Origin of the sequence: Stenotrophomonas sp. B2 (genome assembly GCF_014947095.1) — a bacterium.
Classification (GTDB): Bacteria; Pseudomonadota; Gammaproteobacteria; order Xanthomonadales; family Xanthomonadaceae; genus Stenotrophomonas; species Stenotrophomonas maltophilia_P.
Genome location: NZ_JADCQA010000004.1, coordinates 36,623 through 51,668 on the forward strand (window position 1 = coordinate 36,623; position 15,046 = coordinate 51,668).

The window sequence follows — 15,046 nt, forward strand, 5'->3', positions numbered from 1 at the left end:
GCCCGACGGAGCCCGTGTGACCGACCAGCCTCTTTCTGCTGTGCCCATCAACGACTGGCAGCCGCTGCCGGTCCGCGCCGCACGCCTGGCCGCGCTGGAAGGCGCATTCGGTGGACTGTTCGTGCCAGGCGCACCGCTGGCAGCCGCGTGGTGGTTCTTCGATATGCCTGCCGGGCTGTGGGGTGCAGCGTCGGGCCTGCTGGTCGGCGCCCTGTTCGGCGCGTGGCTGGGCCATCGCCGCCTGACCCGCACACGCTGGCGCCTGGACGCACAGGGCCTGGGCCTGCGCAGGGACCTGATGTGGCAGACCGAAACGCAGGTACCGGTCTCGCGCGTGCAGCACCTGGATCTGCGCCGTGGTCCGCTGGAGCGGCGTGCCGGCCTGGCGACGCTGATCGTGCACACCGCAGGCACCCGCCTCAGTGCCGTGACTGTCAGCGGCCTGGATGATGCCGACGCCGAACGCCTGCGCGACACCCTGGCCCACCAGCTCGATCAGGACGCCGACGCCCTGTGAGCCAGCCACCGCCCCTGCCGCCCCCGCTGCCACGCGGCGGCGACGAACAGCGCCTGCACCCCTGGTCATGGCTGTTCGTGCTGCTGATGCAGCTGCGGCACTACTTCCTGCCGCTGGTCGCGCTGCTGGTGTTCGGCCAGCGCGGCGACCGCGACCCGCTGTGGGCGCAGCTGATGCCGCTGCTGGCCATCGCCGCGCTGGTGGTGGTCTCGGTGCTGCAGTACCTGAGCTACCGCTACCGCATCGGCAGTGATGCGATCACCGTGCGCAGCGGGCTGCTTGCGCGCAACCGCCGGGAAATTCCCTTCGCCCGCATCCACAACGTGGAAGTGCGGCAGAACCCGTTGCACCGGCTGTTCGGCGTGGCCGAGCTGCGCCTGGAGTCGGCCGGCGGCGTGCGCCCGGAGGCAGAGATGCGGGTGCTGCGGTTGGACCAGGCATTGGCACTGGAGCAGCTGGTGAAGCAGCGCGGAAAGGCGCCTGGCAACGCACCGGCTGCCACCGCCGACCCGACCGATGAAGTGCTGCTGCGCATGTCCACTGCCGAAGTGATCCGGCTTGGCCTGCTGTCCAACCGCGGCTGGGTGCTGTTCGCCGCCGCCATCGGTGCGCTGCTGCAGGTGATCCCGCGCCGTTCGCTGGACGGCGTGATCTCCAGCGGAGGACGCGAGGCGTTCGGCTACGCCAGCCAGCTGCACGAGGGCCTTGCCGGCCTGCTGATCCTGGCCGCGCTGGTGCTGGTCGCAGGCTGGCTGCTGATGCGCCTGCTGTCGGTGGTGCTGGCCCTGCTGCGCTATGCCGGCTTCACCCTGACCGAGCAGGAACACCGGCTGACGGTCGCGGCAGGCCTGCTCAGCCGCACGCGCAGCAGCGTGGCGCGCCGGCGCATCCAGGCCTGGACCCTGCGTGAAGGCACCCTGCAACGCTGGTTCGGGCGGCGCCAGCTGCAGATCGACAGCGCTGCCGGCGGCCCCACCCGCGAGGAAGATCGGGCGCTGCGCGAACTCGCGCCGCTGGCACCGGCCGCCGACTGCGATCATCTGGTGCAGCGCCTGCTGCCTCAGCTGCAGTGGCCGCCCGCGCACTGGCAGCCGGTGCCGCAGCGCGGCTGGTGGCGGTTGTGCCTGGGCAGCGTACTGCTGGTGCCGTTGCTGGCCGCCGCGATGTACTGGCGCTGGGGAACACCCGGCCTGCTGGTGCTGGGCTGGCTGCCGGTCGCGCTGTGGGTCGCCCATCGGCAGATGGCGCGCATGGGCTGGCATCTGGATGATCGCTACGTCGCGGTGCGCGGCGGATGGTGGAGGCGCTGGTGGCGCTGGGCGGAACTGGACAAGCTGCAGGGCCTGCGCCTGCAGCGCTCACCGCTGGACAGGCTGCTGGGCACGGCCAGCCTGCAGTTGGACACCGCAGGCGCGCATGGTGATGTGGCCCTGGCGCTGCATTACCTGCCGCACGCACAGGCACGGGCGCTGATGTCGCAGCTGGCCGCCGCGCTGCCGCGCCGCAAGCTGCGCTGGTGACCCGTTGCCGCCCTTCCACGCCTGGCGTGGATCCACTGTAGAGCCGAGCCCATGCTCGGCTTGCCACAGCCGAGCGTGGGCTCGGCTCTACATCCCCCGATCACCGCTGTGATGGCCCCCAGTAGCCCAGATCCCTGCGGATCTGCAGGTCACGCATCCAGCTGCCGAAGGGTTTGCGGCGCAGCGGGCCCATCTCGCCGGACAGGAAATCCTCGGTTGCGGCAATCACCCGCTCACTGGAGCGGCCGTCACGGTACGGATGGATCGCGTCGGCATAGCGCACGATCTCCGCGTGCAGGGCGGCATCCGGGTGCAGCGCGCGCTGCAGCATGACGGGCAGCTGCGCCGGCACGTCGAAATCGATCATGTGCGGTTTCGGGACGCGGTTGCGGAAGGTCACCACCGGCTTGTGCTGGACGATGAACTCCGAAACGATCGAAGACGTATCGGACACCAGCACATCAGCGGCGCGCTGTGCGGCCATGACCTGCTCCGGTTCGATGAAGCGGGCATTGGCGCCGGCCAGCGCACGGTAACGCTCGAACAGCTCCGGCGGGCACTTCGGGTGCAGGGTCAGCAGCCAGTAGCGTTCCCCGGCCGCGATGTCGGCAGCGATCTGCGCATGCAGATGCGGGGCGGCGCTGAGCCGCTCGGTGAAGGTCGAGCCGAACAGGATCACCGGGCGACCGCCCGCCGCTGCGCGCAGCGCGGCGCTTTCGCCACCATCGTCGCGGAACAGCGGGTCCAGTTTCGGCCAGCCGGTCTCGGCCACCGCGAAGTGACCCTGCAGGGCGGCGATGTCGCGGAACGGCGCGGTGGTGGCCGGGCCCTGGGTGCAGTACAGGTCGAACATCCCGCGTACCCGGAAATGGCCCCGTGCGCTGTCGCGCTTCTCCACGTTGAAGCCATGGAACAGCTGCACCTTGGCACCGGACAGGAACGTCGGCACCCAGTTGGCCGCGCTGTACACCGCGCGCGGGCGCATCGCCAGGGCCTGCTTCAGGCCGATCACGGGCACGCCCGGCAACTGGCTGCCGGCGGCGCCACCTTCGAACCAGGCAGCCACCTCCTGCCCGGACGCGTGCAAGGCCTGCGCCAACGGGGCGAGAATAGGCAGCGCATAGCGCTCCGTCGCAAACAACAGGTACCCGGCCATCATGTCCTCCACGACCGCTCCCATCGAACGGCCTCGCATCTCGGCGTGCATTATCGCGTTCAACGAGGCCGGCCGCATCGGCGACTGCCTGGCCTCGCTGGCCTTCTGCGACGAGATCATCGTGGTGGACTCGTATTCCAGCGACGCCACCGTGGCCATCGCCGAGGCTGCCGGTGCCCGCGTGCTGCAGCGGCCGTTCGATGGCTTCCGCAGCCAGAAGGCGTTCTGCGTCGAGCAGGCAGCACATGACTGGGTGGTGTGCCTGGATGCCGACGAGCGCATCAGCCCGGAACTGCGCGCCTCCATCGAACAGGCCCGCGAGGGGGGATTCAGCGGCCACGCGGGCTACCGCTTCGCCCGCCTTTCAGAGTATTTCGGCCGCTTCCTGCGCCACGGCAACGCCTATCCGGACCGGGTGATGCGCCTGTTCGACCGCCGCCGCGGCGGCTGGCGCGGCACCCGTGAGATCCACGAGGCCGCCAGCGTCGATGGCAGCGTCGGCACCCTGCGCGGTGACCTCATCCACTACCCCTACCGCTCGCTGCAGCAGCAACTGGCCAAGACCGAGAAGTACGCGCGGATGATGGCCGAGCACGAGTTCGCACGCGGCAAGCGCGCCACCCTGGGCAAGCTGGTGCTGGCACCGGCCTGGCGCTTCTGGCGGGGATTCATTTTCCGCGGCGGTTTCCGCGATGGTTGGCACGGCCTGGTCTATGCCTACGTGCGTGCCAACTACGTGCGGCAGAAGACCATCATGCTGTGGATGCTCGGCAACGGTCAGGCGGTGGCCGACCCGCCGCAGCCCTGATCCGCCGGGCATGGCCGGCGCGACCGCTCCCGTGCACCTGCGTGCGCCGGGCATGGCGGTGCAGGGGTAGCGCCGGGCCATGCCCGGCGGCGGGGCGTCAACCCGCGTTGGCCCCGCGGTGGCGGGCACCTTCCAGGATCGACAACCCGGCCAGCAGGCCGACGATGGTGACGTAGAAGCTGGCCGTCATCTGGTGCGCGAACATCGACTGGGTCAGCCCGCACAGCACGTACGTGGTCACGATCATGATCCCGGCCGCGGCAGGCCCGCGGAACGTACTGCGCCCGCTGCGCCGATGCAGGCGCACGAACACCCACAGCGGAACGCCATACACCGCCAGCAGCAGCAGCAGGCCGGGCATGCCCTGGGTGGCGGCCCATTCGGCCACGTCGTTATGGGCATGGCCAAGGTGGCAGCGCTGTTCGTCCGGGTTCTCGCGGCAGACCGGCACACGCTGCATCGCGTCATCGAAGTGGCCGATTCCGACACCGACCAGCGGGTGGTCCAGGAAGGTATCCCAGGCAACCTGCAGACGCTCCACGCGGGCACCGGCGGAAGAGTCGCTGTCGCCCTGCTCCATGCGCTGCATGTCGCTGTGCAGCTCGCTCAGCCGCACCTGGTGACGCAGCTCGGGCACCGACAGCAGCAGGGTGGCGCCAATCGCCAACATGCCTGCCAGCACCGACAGGCGGGCGGTGCCGGTCCGCCAGCGCAGGCTCAGCGCCAGCACCACCAGCAGAGCCAGCAACGCCGCGAACACGCCACGGCTGCCGGTCAACACGATGGTTCCACAGCCGGCCGCCATGCCGACGATCACCAGCGACCAGCGTCGCGAAGGTCGGCAGAACACCAGCAGCACCATCAGCACCATCACGATGTCGGCCAGCACGATGGCATTGGTGAACAGCTCCGCACGCGGAGCCCCCTGCAGTACCTGCCACAGCGACATCGCGAAGGTGACCAGCAGCCCGGCCAGCGCGCCACGCCAGAGCCAGCGCAGGTCCGGGCGCAACGCGCAGACCCACAGGGCGATCCAGGGGATCACCACGAAGCGCGAGCGGTTGTCGACATCGCGCAGCCCCTGCTCGAACAGCAGCACCGACAGCAGGCCCAGCGCCAGCACCGCGAGCATCAGCCAGGTCAGCACCTTCACCGGCTGCCCGCCCATGTGCCGGGCGCGCCACAGCAGTTCCGGCGCCAGCAGCGTGCTGGCCAGCAGCGACAGGCCATACGGAAGCAGGTTGATCGGCACGGTAAGCACCAGCGCCGGAAGGCAGAACAGACCGATCTGCGCCAGCCAGTGCGCCGTGCGCTGCCGACCGCCGACGGGGGCACCCGGCAGGTCGCCGGCCGCGGGGTTCAGGTTGTCCGGTGGAGCTGGCACGTCGGAAGTTTCGCTGCGGGTGTGCGGGAAGAACGGGGGCGGCCACAACGGCCACTCCCAGTGTGCTGTTTTACTGCCTTTGTCGCCTGTTGGGCAGTCTGGACAAGCGTGGACACAGGTCGTTATCCCCGTTCCTGCAAACGCCGTTCACGTTCGCGCTCGCGATCGCTGGCCTGGCAGGGCGCGACCACCGCCTCCGCCGGCACCAGCCACCAGCGGCGACGATTGGCCACGCCCGCCGGTTCGGCCCGGTCGCGGTCCACGCACGGCAACAGGGCGTCCTCCTGCACCAGCAGCCAGCGCCGCGCCGGCACCAGTCGCTGCCAGCGCGTCGCCGCCTGCAGTTGTTCATCCCAGGGGGTGTTGAAGCCGAACGTGGCCGCCGGTCGATCGGCCATCAGCAGGTTCTGTTCCTTCCAGGCCACCAGGCCCAACTCGGCCTGCGGGCCGATGCGCTCCCCCACATGGCGCATCAGGCCCCGCGCCGAACCCGAATCGTTCAACAGCGGGTAGCCCACCAGGCTGTACAGCACCCACACCGTGGCCAGGGTCGACACCATGGCCAGATGACGCCGGCCACGGCCAGACAGCAACAGGCTGGCCACACCGCAGGCGCCCATCGCCAGCGCCGCCCAGGCCAACGCATCCATCACGCCCGGTGCCAGACCACGTTCGTGCTCCAGCCTCGACTCAAATCCCGGCTCGCCCAGCAATGCCAGTGCGCCTGCCAGCAGCGTGCCGAGCGCCAGGGCCAGCGTGAACAGCCCCAGCAGTGCCTGCACGTCGCGACGGCGCAGAAGGCCGGGCAGCAGCGGCGCCAGGGCCAGGCAGAACATCGGCAGCGCAGGGAGAATGTACACATCGCGCTTGCCCTCGGGAATCGAGAAGAACAGCACGATCAGCAACCACCACCCCAGCAGAAGCAGGTAGCGCGCGTCGCGTCGCTGCAACCGGCGGCGCCAGGCCGGAATCGCCCACGGCAGTGCCAGGAACGCGGGAATCCACATCGACGGCATGATCGCCAGGAAGTACCACCACGGCTGGTGGTGGTCCCAGGACTGGGCATAACGCCCTGCGGTCTGCTGGAACAGGATGTCGTCCATGTAGGCGCGGTACTCATCCAGCCCGGTCGCCAGCGCCGCCAGCACCATCGGCAGCAGCCACAGCGCCACCGCCAGCAGGAACGCCAGCGGCGCCAGCCAGAAGCGCAGGTCGCGCGCATGCAGGCGCACACCGTTCCACCGCAGGGCCGAGCCGATCACGGCTGGAACGAGCATCAGCAGGGCGATCACGCCCACGCCCTTGGTGATGACGCCGATCCCGGCGAAGAACCAGCCCAGCCACCACCAGCGCCATGCCGGGCCCAGCAGCAGGTGGCGCAGCAGCCCGTAATTGGCCAGGGTGATGAACAGCACCACCAGCGGATCGATCTGTGCCTTCTTCGCCTGGAAGGTGAACTGCAGTGCGAACAGTAGTGCCCAGCCTGCGTACAGGCCGACGCGTCGCGTCCACAGCCGACCACCGAGATCGACCACGCACCACAACGTGCCCAGCGCGGCGATCAGCGAGGGCAGCAGGAACGCCAGCCGCCAATCGCCGATCAGGTGATAGAGCGTGGCCTGCCACCACATCAGCATCGGCGGCTTGTCCGAGTACAGCTCCAGGCCGCGATGCGGGAACAACCAGTGACCGCTGTCCACCATCTGCTTGGCGACGAGCGCGAAGCGCGGCTCATCCGACGGCCAGGGATCGCGCAGGCCGAGTCCAGCCCCCAGCACCAGCAGGGCCATCACCACGAACAACCACGTCTCTCGCGACGCGCGGGTTTTCAGCATGAGGACTTGAACGGCAGCGGATTCACACTGCTTTTAGCAGACGCGCGTAGAAGAATCCGTCAGCATCGCTGTCACCGGGCAGTCGTTGGCGTGCAATGCCTTCGCAATCCAGCCCGAACGCCTCGTCCAACGGCTGCGCCACCGCATCCGGGTGCCACTTCAGGAACGCGCGGATCTGCTCGATGTTCTCCGCACGCAGGATCGAGCACGTGGCATACAGCAGGACGCCACCGGGGCGCAGCATCGACCAGCATGCCTCCAGCAGCCGGGCCTGAACGCCGACCAGCGCATCGATGTCCTCGGCGCGGCGGTGGAACATCACATCCGGCTGGCGGCGGATCACGCCCGTGGCCGAACAGGGCGCATCGAGCAGGATCGCATCGAACGGCGTGCCATCCCACCACGCGCCAGGATCGCTGGCGTCTGCCGCCAGGGTCTGTGCGCCCTCACCGACACCCGTGCGCGCGTACGTGTCACGGGCACGCGCCAGGCGACGGGCGTCGATGTCCAGCGCCAGCAGGCGCAGGCTGGGATCACGCTCCAGCAGGTGCGCCGACTTGCCGCCCGGTGCGGCGCAGGCATCCAGTACCCGCGCCCCGGCGGCCGGCGCCAGCGCATCGGCCGCGCACTGCGCCGACAGATCCTGCACCGAGAGCGCGCCCTCGGCGAAGCCGGGCAGCTGGTTGACAGCGACCGGCGTCGCCAGCCGCAACGCGTCCGCACTGAGCGGACTCGGCTCGGCGACGATACCGGCCTCGGCCAGCACGGCCAGGACTTTCTCGCGGCCACCGTGCTGGCGGTTGGCGCGCAGCCACAGCGGCGCAGGCTGCAGGCTGGCGCTGAAGATCGCCTCGGCCTGCGCCGGCCAGTCGCGCTCGATGGCCTCGGCCAGCCAGGACGGAAATGCATCGCGGGCCGGCTGTTCCGGGAATCCCTCACGCTGGGCGCGGCGCAGGATGGCATTGACCAGGCCCGCCTGGCGCTCACGGCCCAGCGCACGCGCTGCGTCGACGGTGGCCGACAGGGCCGCGTGCGCCGGCAGTTCCAGTACGTCCAGCTGGGCGAAGCCGACCATCAGCAGCGTGCGCAGGTCTGCATCGCGCGCCGAGAGCGGCTTCTGCATCCACGCCTGCAATGCCGCGTCATAGGTACTGCGACGGCGCAGCACGGCAAAACACAGCGCTTCCAGCAACGCCCGATCACGGCTGTCGGCCAGCTTCGGCAGGGCCCACGCCAGTTCCGCCTTCAGCGAACGGCCACGGGTGAACACCTGGGCCAGCACGCGTGCGGCCAGCATGCGGGTGGCTGCACCCGGCGCCGCCCTGGCGATGGAGAAGTCATTCTGTTTCGTCACCGCTTACGCTCCCACGCGCAGGTCGCGACGGGCGTTGAGGTAATCGGCGGCAGTGATCGCCTTGCCACCTTCGCGCTGCAGCACGCGCAGGCGCAGCGCGCCCTGGCCGCAGGCAATGTCGATGCCTTCGCGGCCGGCAGCAAGTACCGTTCCCGGTGCCTGGCCGTGCTCCATCGCCTGCGCCACGGCGCCATGGATGCGCACGCGCTCGCCGGCCAGCGTTGCTTCGGCGACAGGCCACGGGTTGAACGCGCGTACGGTCCGCGCCAGCACCGCTGCATCCTGCGTCCAGTCCAGCTTCGCCTCGGCCTTGTCCAGCTTGTGTGCGTAGGTCACGCCCTGCTCCGGCTGCGGCCGCGCGATCGGCTTGATGCCGGCGCGCAGCAGTCCCAGGCCATCGGACAACACCTGCGCACCCAGCTCGGCCAGCTTGTCGTGCAGCTGGCCGCCGGTATCGGTGGCCGCGATCGGCAGCGCCTGGTGCAGCAGCACCGGGCCGGTATCCAGTCCGGCTTCCATCTGCATCAGGCACACGCCCGTGGTCTCGTCACCTGCCTGGATCGCGCGCTGGATCGGCGCCGCACCGCGCCATCGCGGCAGCAGCGAAGCGTGCACGTTCCAGCACCCGTAGGTCGGGATGGCCAGCACGGCCTTGGGCAGGATCAGGCCGTAAGCCACCACCACCATCAGGTCCGGCTTCAGGTCACGCAGCTGCTGCTGGGCCGCTTCGTCCTTCAGCGATTCGGGCTGGTACACCGGAATGCCGCGGGCCACCGCCTCGAGCTTCACCGGCGAGGGGGCCAGGCCGCGACCACGGCCTGACGGACGGTCAGGCTGGGTGTAGACGGCCACGACCTCGTGGTGGCGCGCCGCTGCGCGCAGCGATGACACCGCGAATTCCGGCGTACCGGCAAAGACAATCCTCATGGCTACCCCACTTGCAGGATGGATTCGTGCAGGAAAGAAAACGGCGCCGTCGGCCGGCGCCGTACAGCCCACGCGCTGCGCGCGGGCACGGGCCACCCCTGCGGGCGGCCCGGAGCGGCGATCACGCCACGTGCTTGCGCTGCTTGGCCAGCTTCTTGCGGACCATCTCGCGCTTGAGCGGCGACAGGTAATCGATGAACAGCTTGCCGTCCAGGTGATCCATCTCGTGCTGGATGCAGGTGGCCAGCACTTCACCGGCCTCCATCTGCTGTTCCTGGCCATTGCGGTCAAGGAACTTCACGGTGATGGTGTCGGCACGGGTCACGTCGGCGAAGATGCCCGGCACCGACAGGCACCCTTCCTGGTACACCCGGCCCCCGTCCTTGGCGACGATCTCCGGGTTGATGAACACCAGCGGCTGGTTCTTCTCTTCGCTGACATCGATGACCATGAAGCGCTTGTGCACGTCCACCTGGGTAGCGGCCAGGCCGATGCCCGGCGCGTCGTACATGGTCTGGAACATGTTGTCGACCAGTTCCTGGAAGGCCGGCGTGGTCACTTCGGCGGCGTCGATCAACGCGGCCTTGGTACGCAGGCGCGGATCGGGGAACTCAAGAATCGGGAGGAGGGCCATGGCAGTTTCCGGATAGGGGGCCGGCACGCCGGCATACGTCGCAGATTCTAGCTGCAACGCTTGCCTTGCGCCCCGGTTTCTGGACTATAGTGCGCGGACCTGTTGGGGAATCAGGGCTTCACACCTATGTTGCTTCGTTTTCGTACGGTCGTCGCCGCGGCGATGCTGACCGTGGCTGCCTATGCTACCGCCGTGGAAGTGAATGGCGGGCACCCGGATACCTATGTGGTCCGAAAAGGGGACACGCTGTGGGATATCGCCGCGCGTTTCCTGCAGAAGCCCTGGCTGTGGCCGGAGATCTGGCAGGCCAACCCGCAGATCGCCAATCCGCACCTGATCTATCCGGGTGACGTGCTGAGCCTGGCCTACCTGGACCGTGTGACGGCCCAGCCCGGGCCCCGCCAGGAGGCCCCGATCGATGCCATTCCGCTGGCCCAGGTCGAGCCGTTCCTGAAGCAGCTGAGCGTGGTCGACCGCATCGACCACCTGCCCTACGTGGCGGGCCTGGAAGAAGACCGCCTGCGCGCCAGCAGTGGCGAAGCCGTGTACGTGCGCCTGGCCGATGCCCAGGTCGGGCAGCGCTGGGCCGTGGTCCGCCCGACCGTGCGCTATGGCGTGCCCAAGCCCACCGAGGACCTGACCGCCAATGGCGAGGTCACCCCCGGCAGCGGCAACCTGTGGCGGGCCTACAACGCGCCGACGCGACGTGCGCACCAGATGCTGGGCTACGAGCTGATGCAGGTCGGCACGGGCACCATCACCCAGGTTGCCGGCGGCAAGGTCGAGGCGTCCACCCTGGTGCTGGACAAGAACAGCGGCGGGCGTGAAGTCCGCGCCGGCGACCGGCTGGTGCCGGTCGAGGCAAGGCCCTACGACCTGCAGTTCGTCCCGCATGTGCCGGCGGCGGGCGTCGAGGGCGTGGACGTGCGCGTGCTCGCGGTGACCGACATGTTCAGCGTTGGCGGGCCACGCGATGTGATCGCCATTTCGGCGGGCCGCGCGCAGGGCGTGGACAACGGCACCGTGTTCTCGCTGTGGCGGCCGGGCCGCCACGTCGCGCACCGGATGAAGTACCCGGGGTCCTCGCGCATGGATGATTCGCTCAGTACCGGCGCCGGCCGGGTCTCGCTGCCCGACGAGTACGCCGCGCATGCGATGGTGTTCCGCACCTTCGACAACGTCAGCTATGCGCTGGTGATGCAGGGCGTGAAGCCTGTACGGGTGGGCTACAGCGCGCTGCATCCGGACACGAAGTAGGGTTGCCGGGAACATCCCTGACAGCCGCACGCGAAGGCGCCCTAGGGCGCCTTTGTTGTCTGCGGTCGATAGTGGGGGGATGACCAAGCAGGCAGATGAGGCGCTGGTGCGCCTGGTGATGGCGGGAGGCGCGCTGGCGCCGCGGCGGGCACTGCTGCAGGGCGCGGGCAGCGCCGAAGCGGCCCTTGCGCTGGGCGTGGCCGGCTGGCGCGCCCATGGCTGCACCCCGGAGCAGTGCGCGGCACTGGAACGCCCCGATGCGCAGCGGTCGAAAGCCGCCCTGCACTGGCTGCAGGACGACCACCATCACCTGCTGGCCGTTACCGACCCGGCCTTCCCGCCCCTGCTGCCGGAGGTCCCCAACCCGCCGCTGGCGCTGTTCGTGGCCGGCGACCCCGGCCTGGCCTGGCGCCCGGCGGTGGCGGTGGTTGGCAGCCGCTCACCCACACCGGCCGGTCGGGCACTGGCGGCGCGTTTTGCCGGCAGCTTCGCCGAAGCCGGACTGGCGGTCGCCAGTGGGCTGGCGGCCGGTATCGATGCGGCCGCCCACCTTGCGGTGCTGGACGCCGGCGGCAGTACCGTTGCCGTCATCGGAACGGGCCCCGACCGTGCCTATCCGGACCACCATGCGCCACTGCAGGCCCGGATCGGCGCCGAGGGTGCCGTGCTCAGCGAGTACCTGCCCGGTACGGCTGCCCGTCCCGGCCACTTTCCGGCGCGCAACCGGCTGGTGGCCGGGCTGGCCCTGGCCACCGTGGTGATCGAGGCGGCGCACCGCTCCGGCGCCCTGATCACGGCGCGCCTGGCCGCCGAGGCCGGTCGCGAGGTATGCGCCGTGCCCGGCTCGGTGCTCAATCCGCGGGCAGCCGGCTGCCATCGCCTGATCCGCGAGGGAGCCGCCCTGGTGGAACGGCCCGAGGACGTGCTGGAGCTGCTGGCCCCGGCCCTGCGCCAGCACCTGCCGGCCTTGCAATCGCGGCTGGCCACCCCCACTGAACAGGCAGTGCCAGCCGACCTGCCGGCACGCTGGGTCGGCGACCCTGACTACCAGCGGTTGTGGCGGGCCCTGGACCTTGACCCAATCAGTATGGATTCACTGATCACGCGCTGTGGATTGACGGCGCCGCAGGTGTCCTCCATGCTGCTGGCCATGGAACTTGCGGGAATCGTGGTCTGCGTACACGGCCGCTACTGTCGAACTCCCTAGTTTCTTCACCTCCACAGCGTCGCGCGACGCAGGCCGAGGGGCAATGAAAGAGAGCATCCTGGATGTACTGCTGTACCTGTTTGAACACTATTTCAGCGAAGATGCGGACCTGATCCGTGACCGCGATTCGCTCCAGAACGGCCTGATCCAGGCCGGATTCAGCCCTACCGAGATCAACAAGGCATTCGACTGGCTCGATGCCCTGGCGGCACAGCGTCCGAGTGTGGCCCAGGCGCGGGTCGATGGCCCGGTGCGCATCTATCACGGGCCCGAGCTGGACAAGCTGGACGTGGAATGCCGCGGTTTCCTGCTGTACCTGGAGCAGCACGGCATCCTCGATGCCGACCAGCGCGAGCTGGTGCTGGACCGGGCGATGGCGTTGGACCAGGACGAACTGGACCTGGACGATCTGAAATGGGTCGTGCTGATGGTGCTGTTCAACCAGCCCGGCGCCGAGGCGGCTTACGCCTGGATGGAAACGCAGATGTTCATGGACGAGCCAGAACCCCTGCACTGACCGTACACTTGGGGCATAGCGCATTCAGGAGCGTGCCCCGTGAGCGAGTGGTTCCATGCAGAAGGCAACCGGCAGCAAGGCCCGCTGCCGGCAGAACAGCTTGTCGAGCTGTTCCGCAACAATCAGATCAGCCTGGACACCCTGGTGTGGCGCGATGGGCTGCCGCAATGGCAGCCATTGCGCAGCGTGGTGGATGAGCTCGGCCTGATCGTACCGGCCGTCGATGCCGCCCGCGACGAACCCGGGCTGCAGCCCCCTGCCCCGCAGCCTCCGGTACTGCCGGCGGCAACCCCCTATGCCCACAGTGCGCCCGCGGCCGCGTTGCCGCCACCGAAGAAGGGCCTGTCCGGCTGCGCCCTGACCGCCATCATCGGCGGGGCACTGCTGCTGGTGGTGGTACCCATCGTGGCGATCCTGGCGGCCATCGCGCTGCCTGCCTACAACGACTACACCCTGCGCTCCAAGGTCGCCACGTCGCTGACCGCACTGCAGCCGCTGAAGGACCAGGTGCAGCATTTCGCCGATGAGGAAGGACGCTGCCCGGGTGCCAACGATGCCGGTTTCCCGGCGCCGGGGGACTTCTCCGCCGCAGCCCTGTCAGCGGTCCACATCGGCCGCTTCAACAACGGTCATTGCGGTATCGAAGCCACGCTGGCCGCGCCCGGCAAGACCATCGATGGCGATCTGCTGTGGCTGGAATACGACCGCGACAGCGGCCGCTGGGAATGCAGCGGCGAAAGCAACGACAAGTATCTGCCGCAGCAGTGCCGCGGCTGAGCCATCGGCACTACACCCCAAGCAAGGACGACCCAGGAGGGACACACAATGACTGAGTGGTATTTCGCCGAAGGACAGCAACGCCAGGGACCGCTGCCGGTCGAGGACATCCGCCAGCGCTTCCAGCGCGGCCAGCTGACACTGGATACGCTGGTCTGGCGCGAGGGCATGGCGCAATGGGCCGCGCTGCGGCAGGTGGTCGACGAGCTCGGCCTGCAGACCCTGGCCAGCGCCACCATGGCCGCTGACAGTGGCGGCTTCGACCTGCGCAGCGACTATCAGGCCATCGACAACGGCACGGCGCCGCTGCCCGGTAGCGGCGCGCTCAGCAGTTCGCCCTACAGCGCACCGGGCACCGCGGCCATGGCCGGCCACGCGCAGCCGGTGATGGGCGGCGAAGTGGTCTATGCCGGCTTCTGGAAGCGCGTGGCTGCCTATGTGATCGACTACTTCGTGCTGCTCATCCCCGGCACGATCATCGGCGTCATTTCCGCCCTGGCACTGGGTGCGGGCATGGGGGCCGCCGGCAGCGGCGAGTCGGCCATCGAGATCATGGGCCAGCTGGTCAGCGGCCTGCTCAACCTGGTGATCTCCATGGTGTACTACACCTGGTTCCACGCCTCGCGCGGCGGTGCCACCCTGGGCAAGATGGCCGTCGGCATCAAGGTCGTGCGCAGCAACGGTGACCGGCTGACCGTGGGACGTGCCTTCGGACGCTACTGGGCCGCCGTGCTGAGCGGCCTGATCCTGTGCATCGGCTACCTGATGGCCGCGTTCACCGAGCGCAAGCAGGGCCTGCACGACATGATGTGCGACACCCTGGTGGTGGACCGCTGGGCCTTCACCGACCAGCCGCAGCTGCAACGCCGCGAGCTGGGCGTGGTCACCATCGCCATCCTGGTCATCACCGCCCTGCTGGCCCTGGCCGGCCTGGTCCTGATGGTGGCGGCCATCGGATTCATCGCCAAGATGGCCTCCTGACCGGCCATCCTCACGCCTGGGCGCTTGACATGGAGCGTCCGGGCGTGATTCCTCTAATAAGGAAACCTGAACGCCCGGCACCCAACCGGGCGTTCAGTTTATGGATTTGCCCGTGGCCGCTTCACTAATGCGGCCGTTTGCTCCACCCTAGCGGCCCCTCCCCTGCGGCTCG

The 15,046-nt window shown here is 69.1% G+C and carries 14 protein-coding genes; 8 read left to right on the top strand and 6 right to left on the bottom strand.

Annotation, left to right across the window (positions count from 1 at the left end; all coding sequences use genetic code 11):
- Positions 1–16 precede the first annotated feature (16 nt).
- Entirely contained in the window at positions 17–517 is a 501-nt protein-coding gene (locus IMX13_RS05340) for a PH domain-containing protein (protein ID WP_193395962.1), read from the top strand.
- On the top strand, positions 514–2,037 hold the full coding sequence (locus tag IMX13_RS05345) for a PH domain-containing protein (protein WP_319637171.1): 1,524 nt from the start codon (positions 514–516) through the stop codon (positions 2,035–2,037). Before IMX13_RS05340 ends, IMX13_RS05345 begins: the two co-directional genes overlap by 4 nt.
- 100 nt (positions 2,038–2,137) lie before the next feature.
- Here IMX13_RS05345 and IMX13_RS05350 read toward each other — a convergent pair whose 3' ends face one another.
- Positions 2,138–3,196 (bottom strand): CDP-glycerol glycerophosphotransferase family protein, encoded by a 1,059-nt coding sequence (locus tag IMX13_RS05350; protein ID WP_193396064.1) that lies wholly within the window; start codon positions 3,194–3,196, stop codon positions 2,138–2,140.
- Between IMX13_RS05350 and IMX13_RS05355 the strand changes: the two genes are divergently transcribed.
- Positions 3,195–4,001 carry a glycosyltransferase family 2 protein gene (locus tag IMX13_RS05355; protein ID WP_053517120.1) on the top strand — a complete coding sequence of 269 codons (807 nt, stop codon included), beginning with the start codon at positions 3,195–3,197 and terminating at the stop codon, positions 3,999–4,001. The two genes, IMX13_RS05350 and IMX13_RS05355, sit on opposite strands and share 2 nt — an antisense overlap.
- Positions 4,002–4,098: 97 nt before the next feature.
- Here the strand turns inward: IMX13_RS05355 and IMX13_RS05360 are convergent, their stop codons facing one another.
- The 5 genes from IMX13_RS05360 to def all read right to left on the bottom strand — a co-directional run bounded on the left by IMX13_RS05360 (position 4,099) and on the right by def (position 10,135).
- Complete coding sequence (locus tag IMX13_RS05360) at positions 4,099–5,343, bottom strand: O-antigen ligase (protein ID WP_227255323.1); 1,245 nt, start codon at positions 5,341–5,343, stop codon at positions 4,099–4,101.
- A gap of 164 nt (positions 5,344–5,507) precedes the next feature.
- Positions 5,508–7,220 (bottom strand): glycosyltransferase family 39 protein, encoded by a 1,713-nt coding sequence (locus IMX13_RS05365; RefSeq protein WP_193395963.1) that lies wholly within the window; start codon positions 7,218–7,220, stop codon positions 5,508–5,510.
- Between the two features lie 22 nt (positions 7,221–7,242).
- A complete protein-coding gene (gene rsmB, locus IMX13_RS05370) occupies positions 7,243–8,574 on the bottom strand; it encodes a 16S rRNA (cytosine(967)-C(5))-methyltransferase RsmB (RefSeq protein ID WP_053517118.1) in 1,332 nt (443 codons plus the stop codon).
- Between the two features lie 3 nt (positions 8,575–8,577).
- Positions 8,578–9,501, bottom strand: a complete 924-nt coding sequence (gene fmt, locus IMX13_RS05375) for a methionyl-tRNA formyltransferase (RefSeq protein ID WP_065174450.1) — start codon at positions 9,499–9,501, stop codon at positions 8,578–8,580.
- A 121-nt stretch (positions 9,502–9,622) separates the two neighbouring features.
- The gene (gene def, locus IMX13_RS05380; RefSeq protein ID WP_053517114.1) at positions 9,623–10,135 is read right to left on the bottom strand and encodes a peptide deformylase; all 513 of its coding nucleotides are present in this window, start codon (positions 10,133–10,135) and stop codon (positions 9,623–9,625) included.
- 126 nt (positions 10,136–10,261) lie between these two features.
- Here def and IMX13_RS05385 point away from each other — a divergent pair, with 126 nt between their 5' ends.
- From IMX13_RS05385 to IMX13_RS05405, 5 genes are all read left to right on the top strand, one after another.
- On the top strand, positions 10,262–11,392 hold the full coding sequence (locus tag IMX13_RS05385) for a LysM peptidoglycan-binding domain-containing protein (RefSeq protein ID WP_053517112.1): 1,131 nt from the start codon (positions 10,262–10,264) through the stop codon (positions 11,390–11,392).
- A gap of 79 nt (positions 11,393–11,471) precedes the next feature.
- Positions 11,472–12,599 (top strand): DNA-processing protein DprA, encoded by a 1,128-nt coding sequence (dprA, locus tag IMX13_RS05390; protein WP_193395964.1) that lies wholly within the window; start codon positions 11,472–11,474, stop codon positions 12,597–12,599.
- A gap of 43 nt (positions 12,600–12,642) precedes the next feature.
- On the top strand, positions 12,643–13,116 hold the full coding sequence (locus IMX13_RS05395; protein WP_053517108.1) for a DUF494 family protein: 474 nt from the start codon (positions 12,643–12,645) through the stop codon (positions 13,114–13,116).
- Between the two features lie 39 nt (positions 13,117–13,155).
- Positions 13,156–13,893: a pilin gene (locus tag IMX13_RS19020; RefSeq protein ID WP_193395965.1), complete on the top strand. Its 738-nt coding sequence runs from the start codon at positions 13,156–13,158 to the stop codon at positions 13,891–13,893.
- 48 nt (positions 13,894–13,941) lie between these two features.
- Positions 13,942–14,874: an RDD family protein gene (locus IMX13_RS05405; protein ID WP_193395966.1), complete on the top strand. Its 933-nt coding sequence runs from the start codon at positions 13,942–13,944 to the stop codon at positions 14,872–14,874.
- The last annotated feature ends 172 nt before the right edge of the window (positions 14,875–15,046 follow it).

Bases quoted from the DNA above. Each gene is read 5' to 3' on its own strand.
- IMX13_RS05355 (WP_053517120.1), top strand. From the start codon at position 3,195: ATGTCCTCCACGACCGCTCCCATCGAACGGCCTCGCATCTCGGCGTGC.
- IMX13_RS05350 (WP_193396064.1), bottom strand. From the start codon at position 3,196: ATGATGGCCGGGTACCTGTTGTTTGCGACGGAGCGCTATGCGCTGCCT.
- IMX13_RS05365 (WP_193395963.1), bottom strand. From the start codon at position 7,220: ATGCTGAAAACCCGCGCGTCGCGAGAGACGTGGTTGTTCGTGGTGATG.
- fmt (WP_065174450.1), bottom strand. From the start codon at position 9,501: ATGAGGATTGTCTTTGCCGGTACGCCGGAATTCGCGGTGTCATCGCTG.
- def (WP_053517114.1), bottom strand. From the start codon at position 10,135: ATGGCCCTCCTCCCGATTCTTGAGTTCCCCGATCCGCGCCTGCGTACC.
- IMX13_RS05385 (WP_053517112.1), top strand. From the start codon at position 10,262: ATGTTGCTTCGTTTTCGTACGGTCGTCGCCGCGGCGATGCTGACCGTG.
- dprA (WP_193395964.1), top strand. From the start codon at position 11,472: ATGACCAAGCAGGCAGATGAGGCGCTGGTGCGCCTGGTGATGGCGGGA.
- IMX13_RS05395 (WP_053517108.1), top strand. From the start codon at position 12,643: ATGAAAGAGAGCATCCTGGATGTACTGCTGTACCTGTTTGAACACTAT.
- IMX13_RS05405 (WP_193395966.1), top strand. From the start codon at position 13,942: ATGACTGAGTGGTATTTCGCCGAAGGACAGCAACGCCAGGGACCGCTG.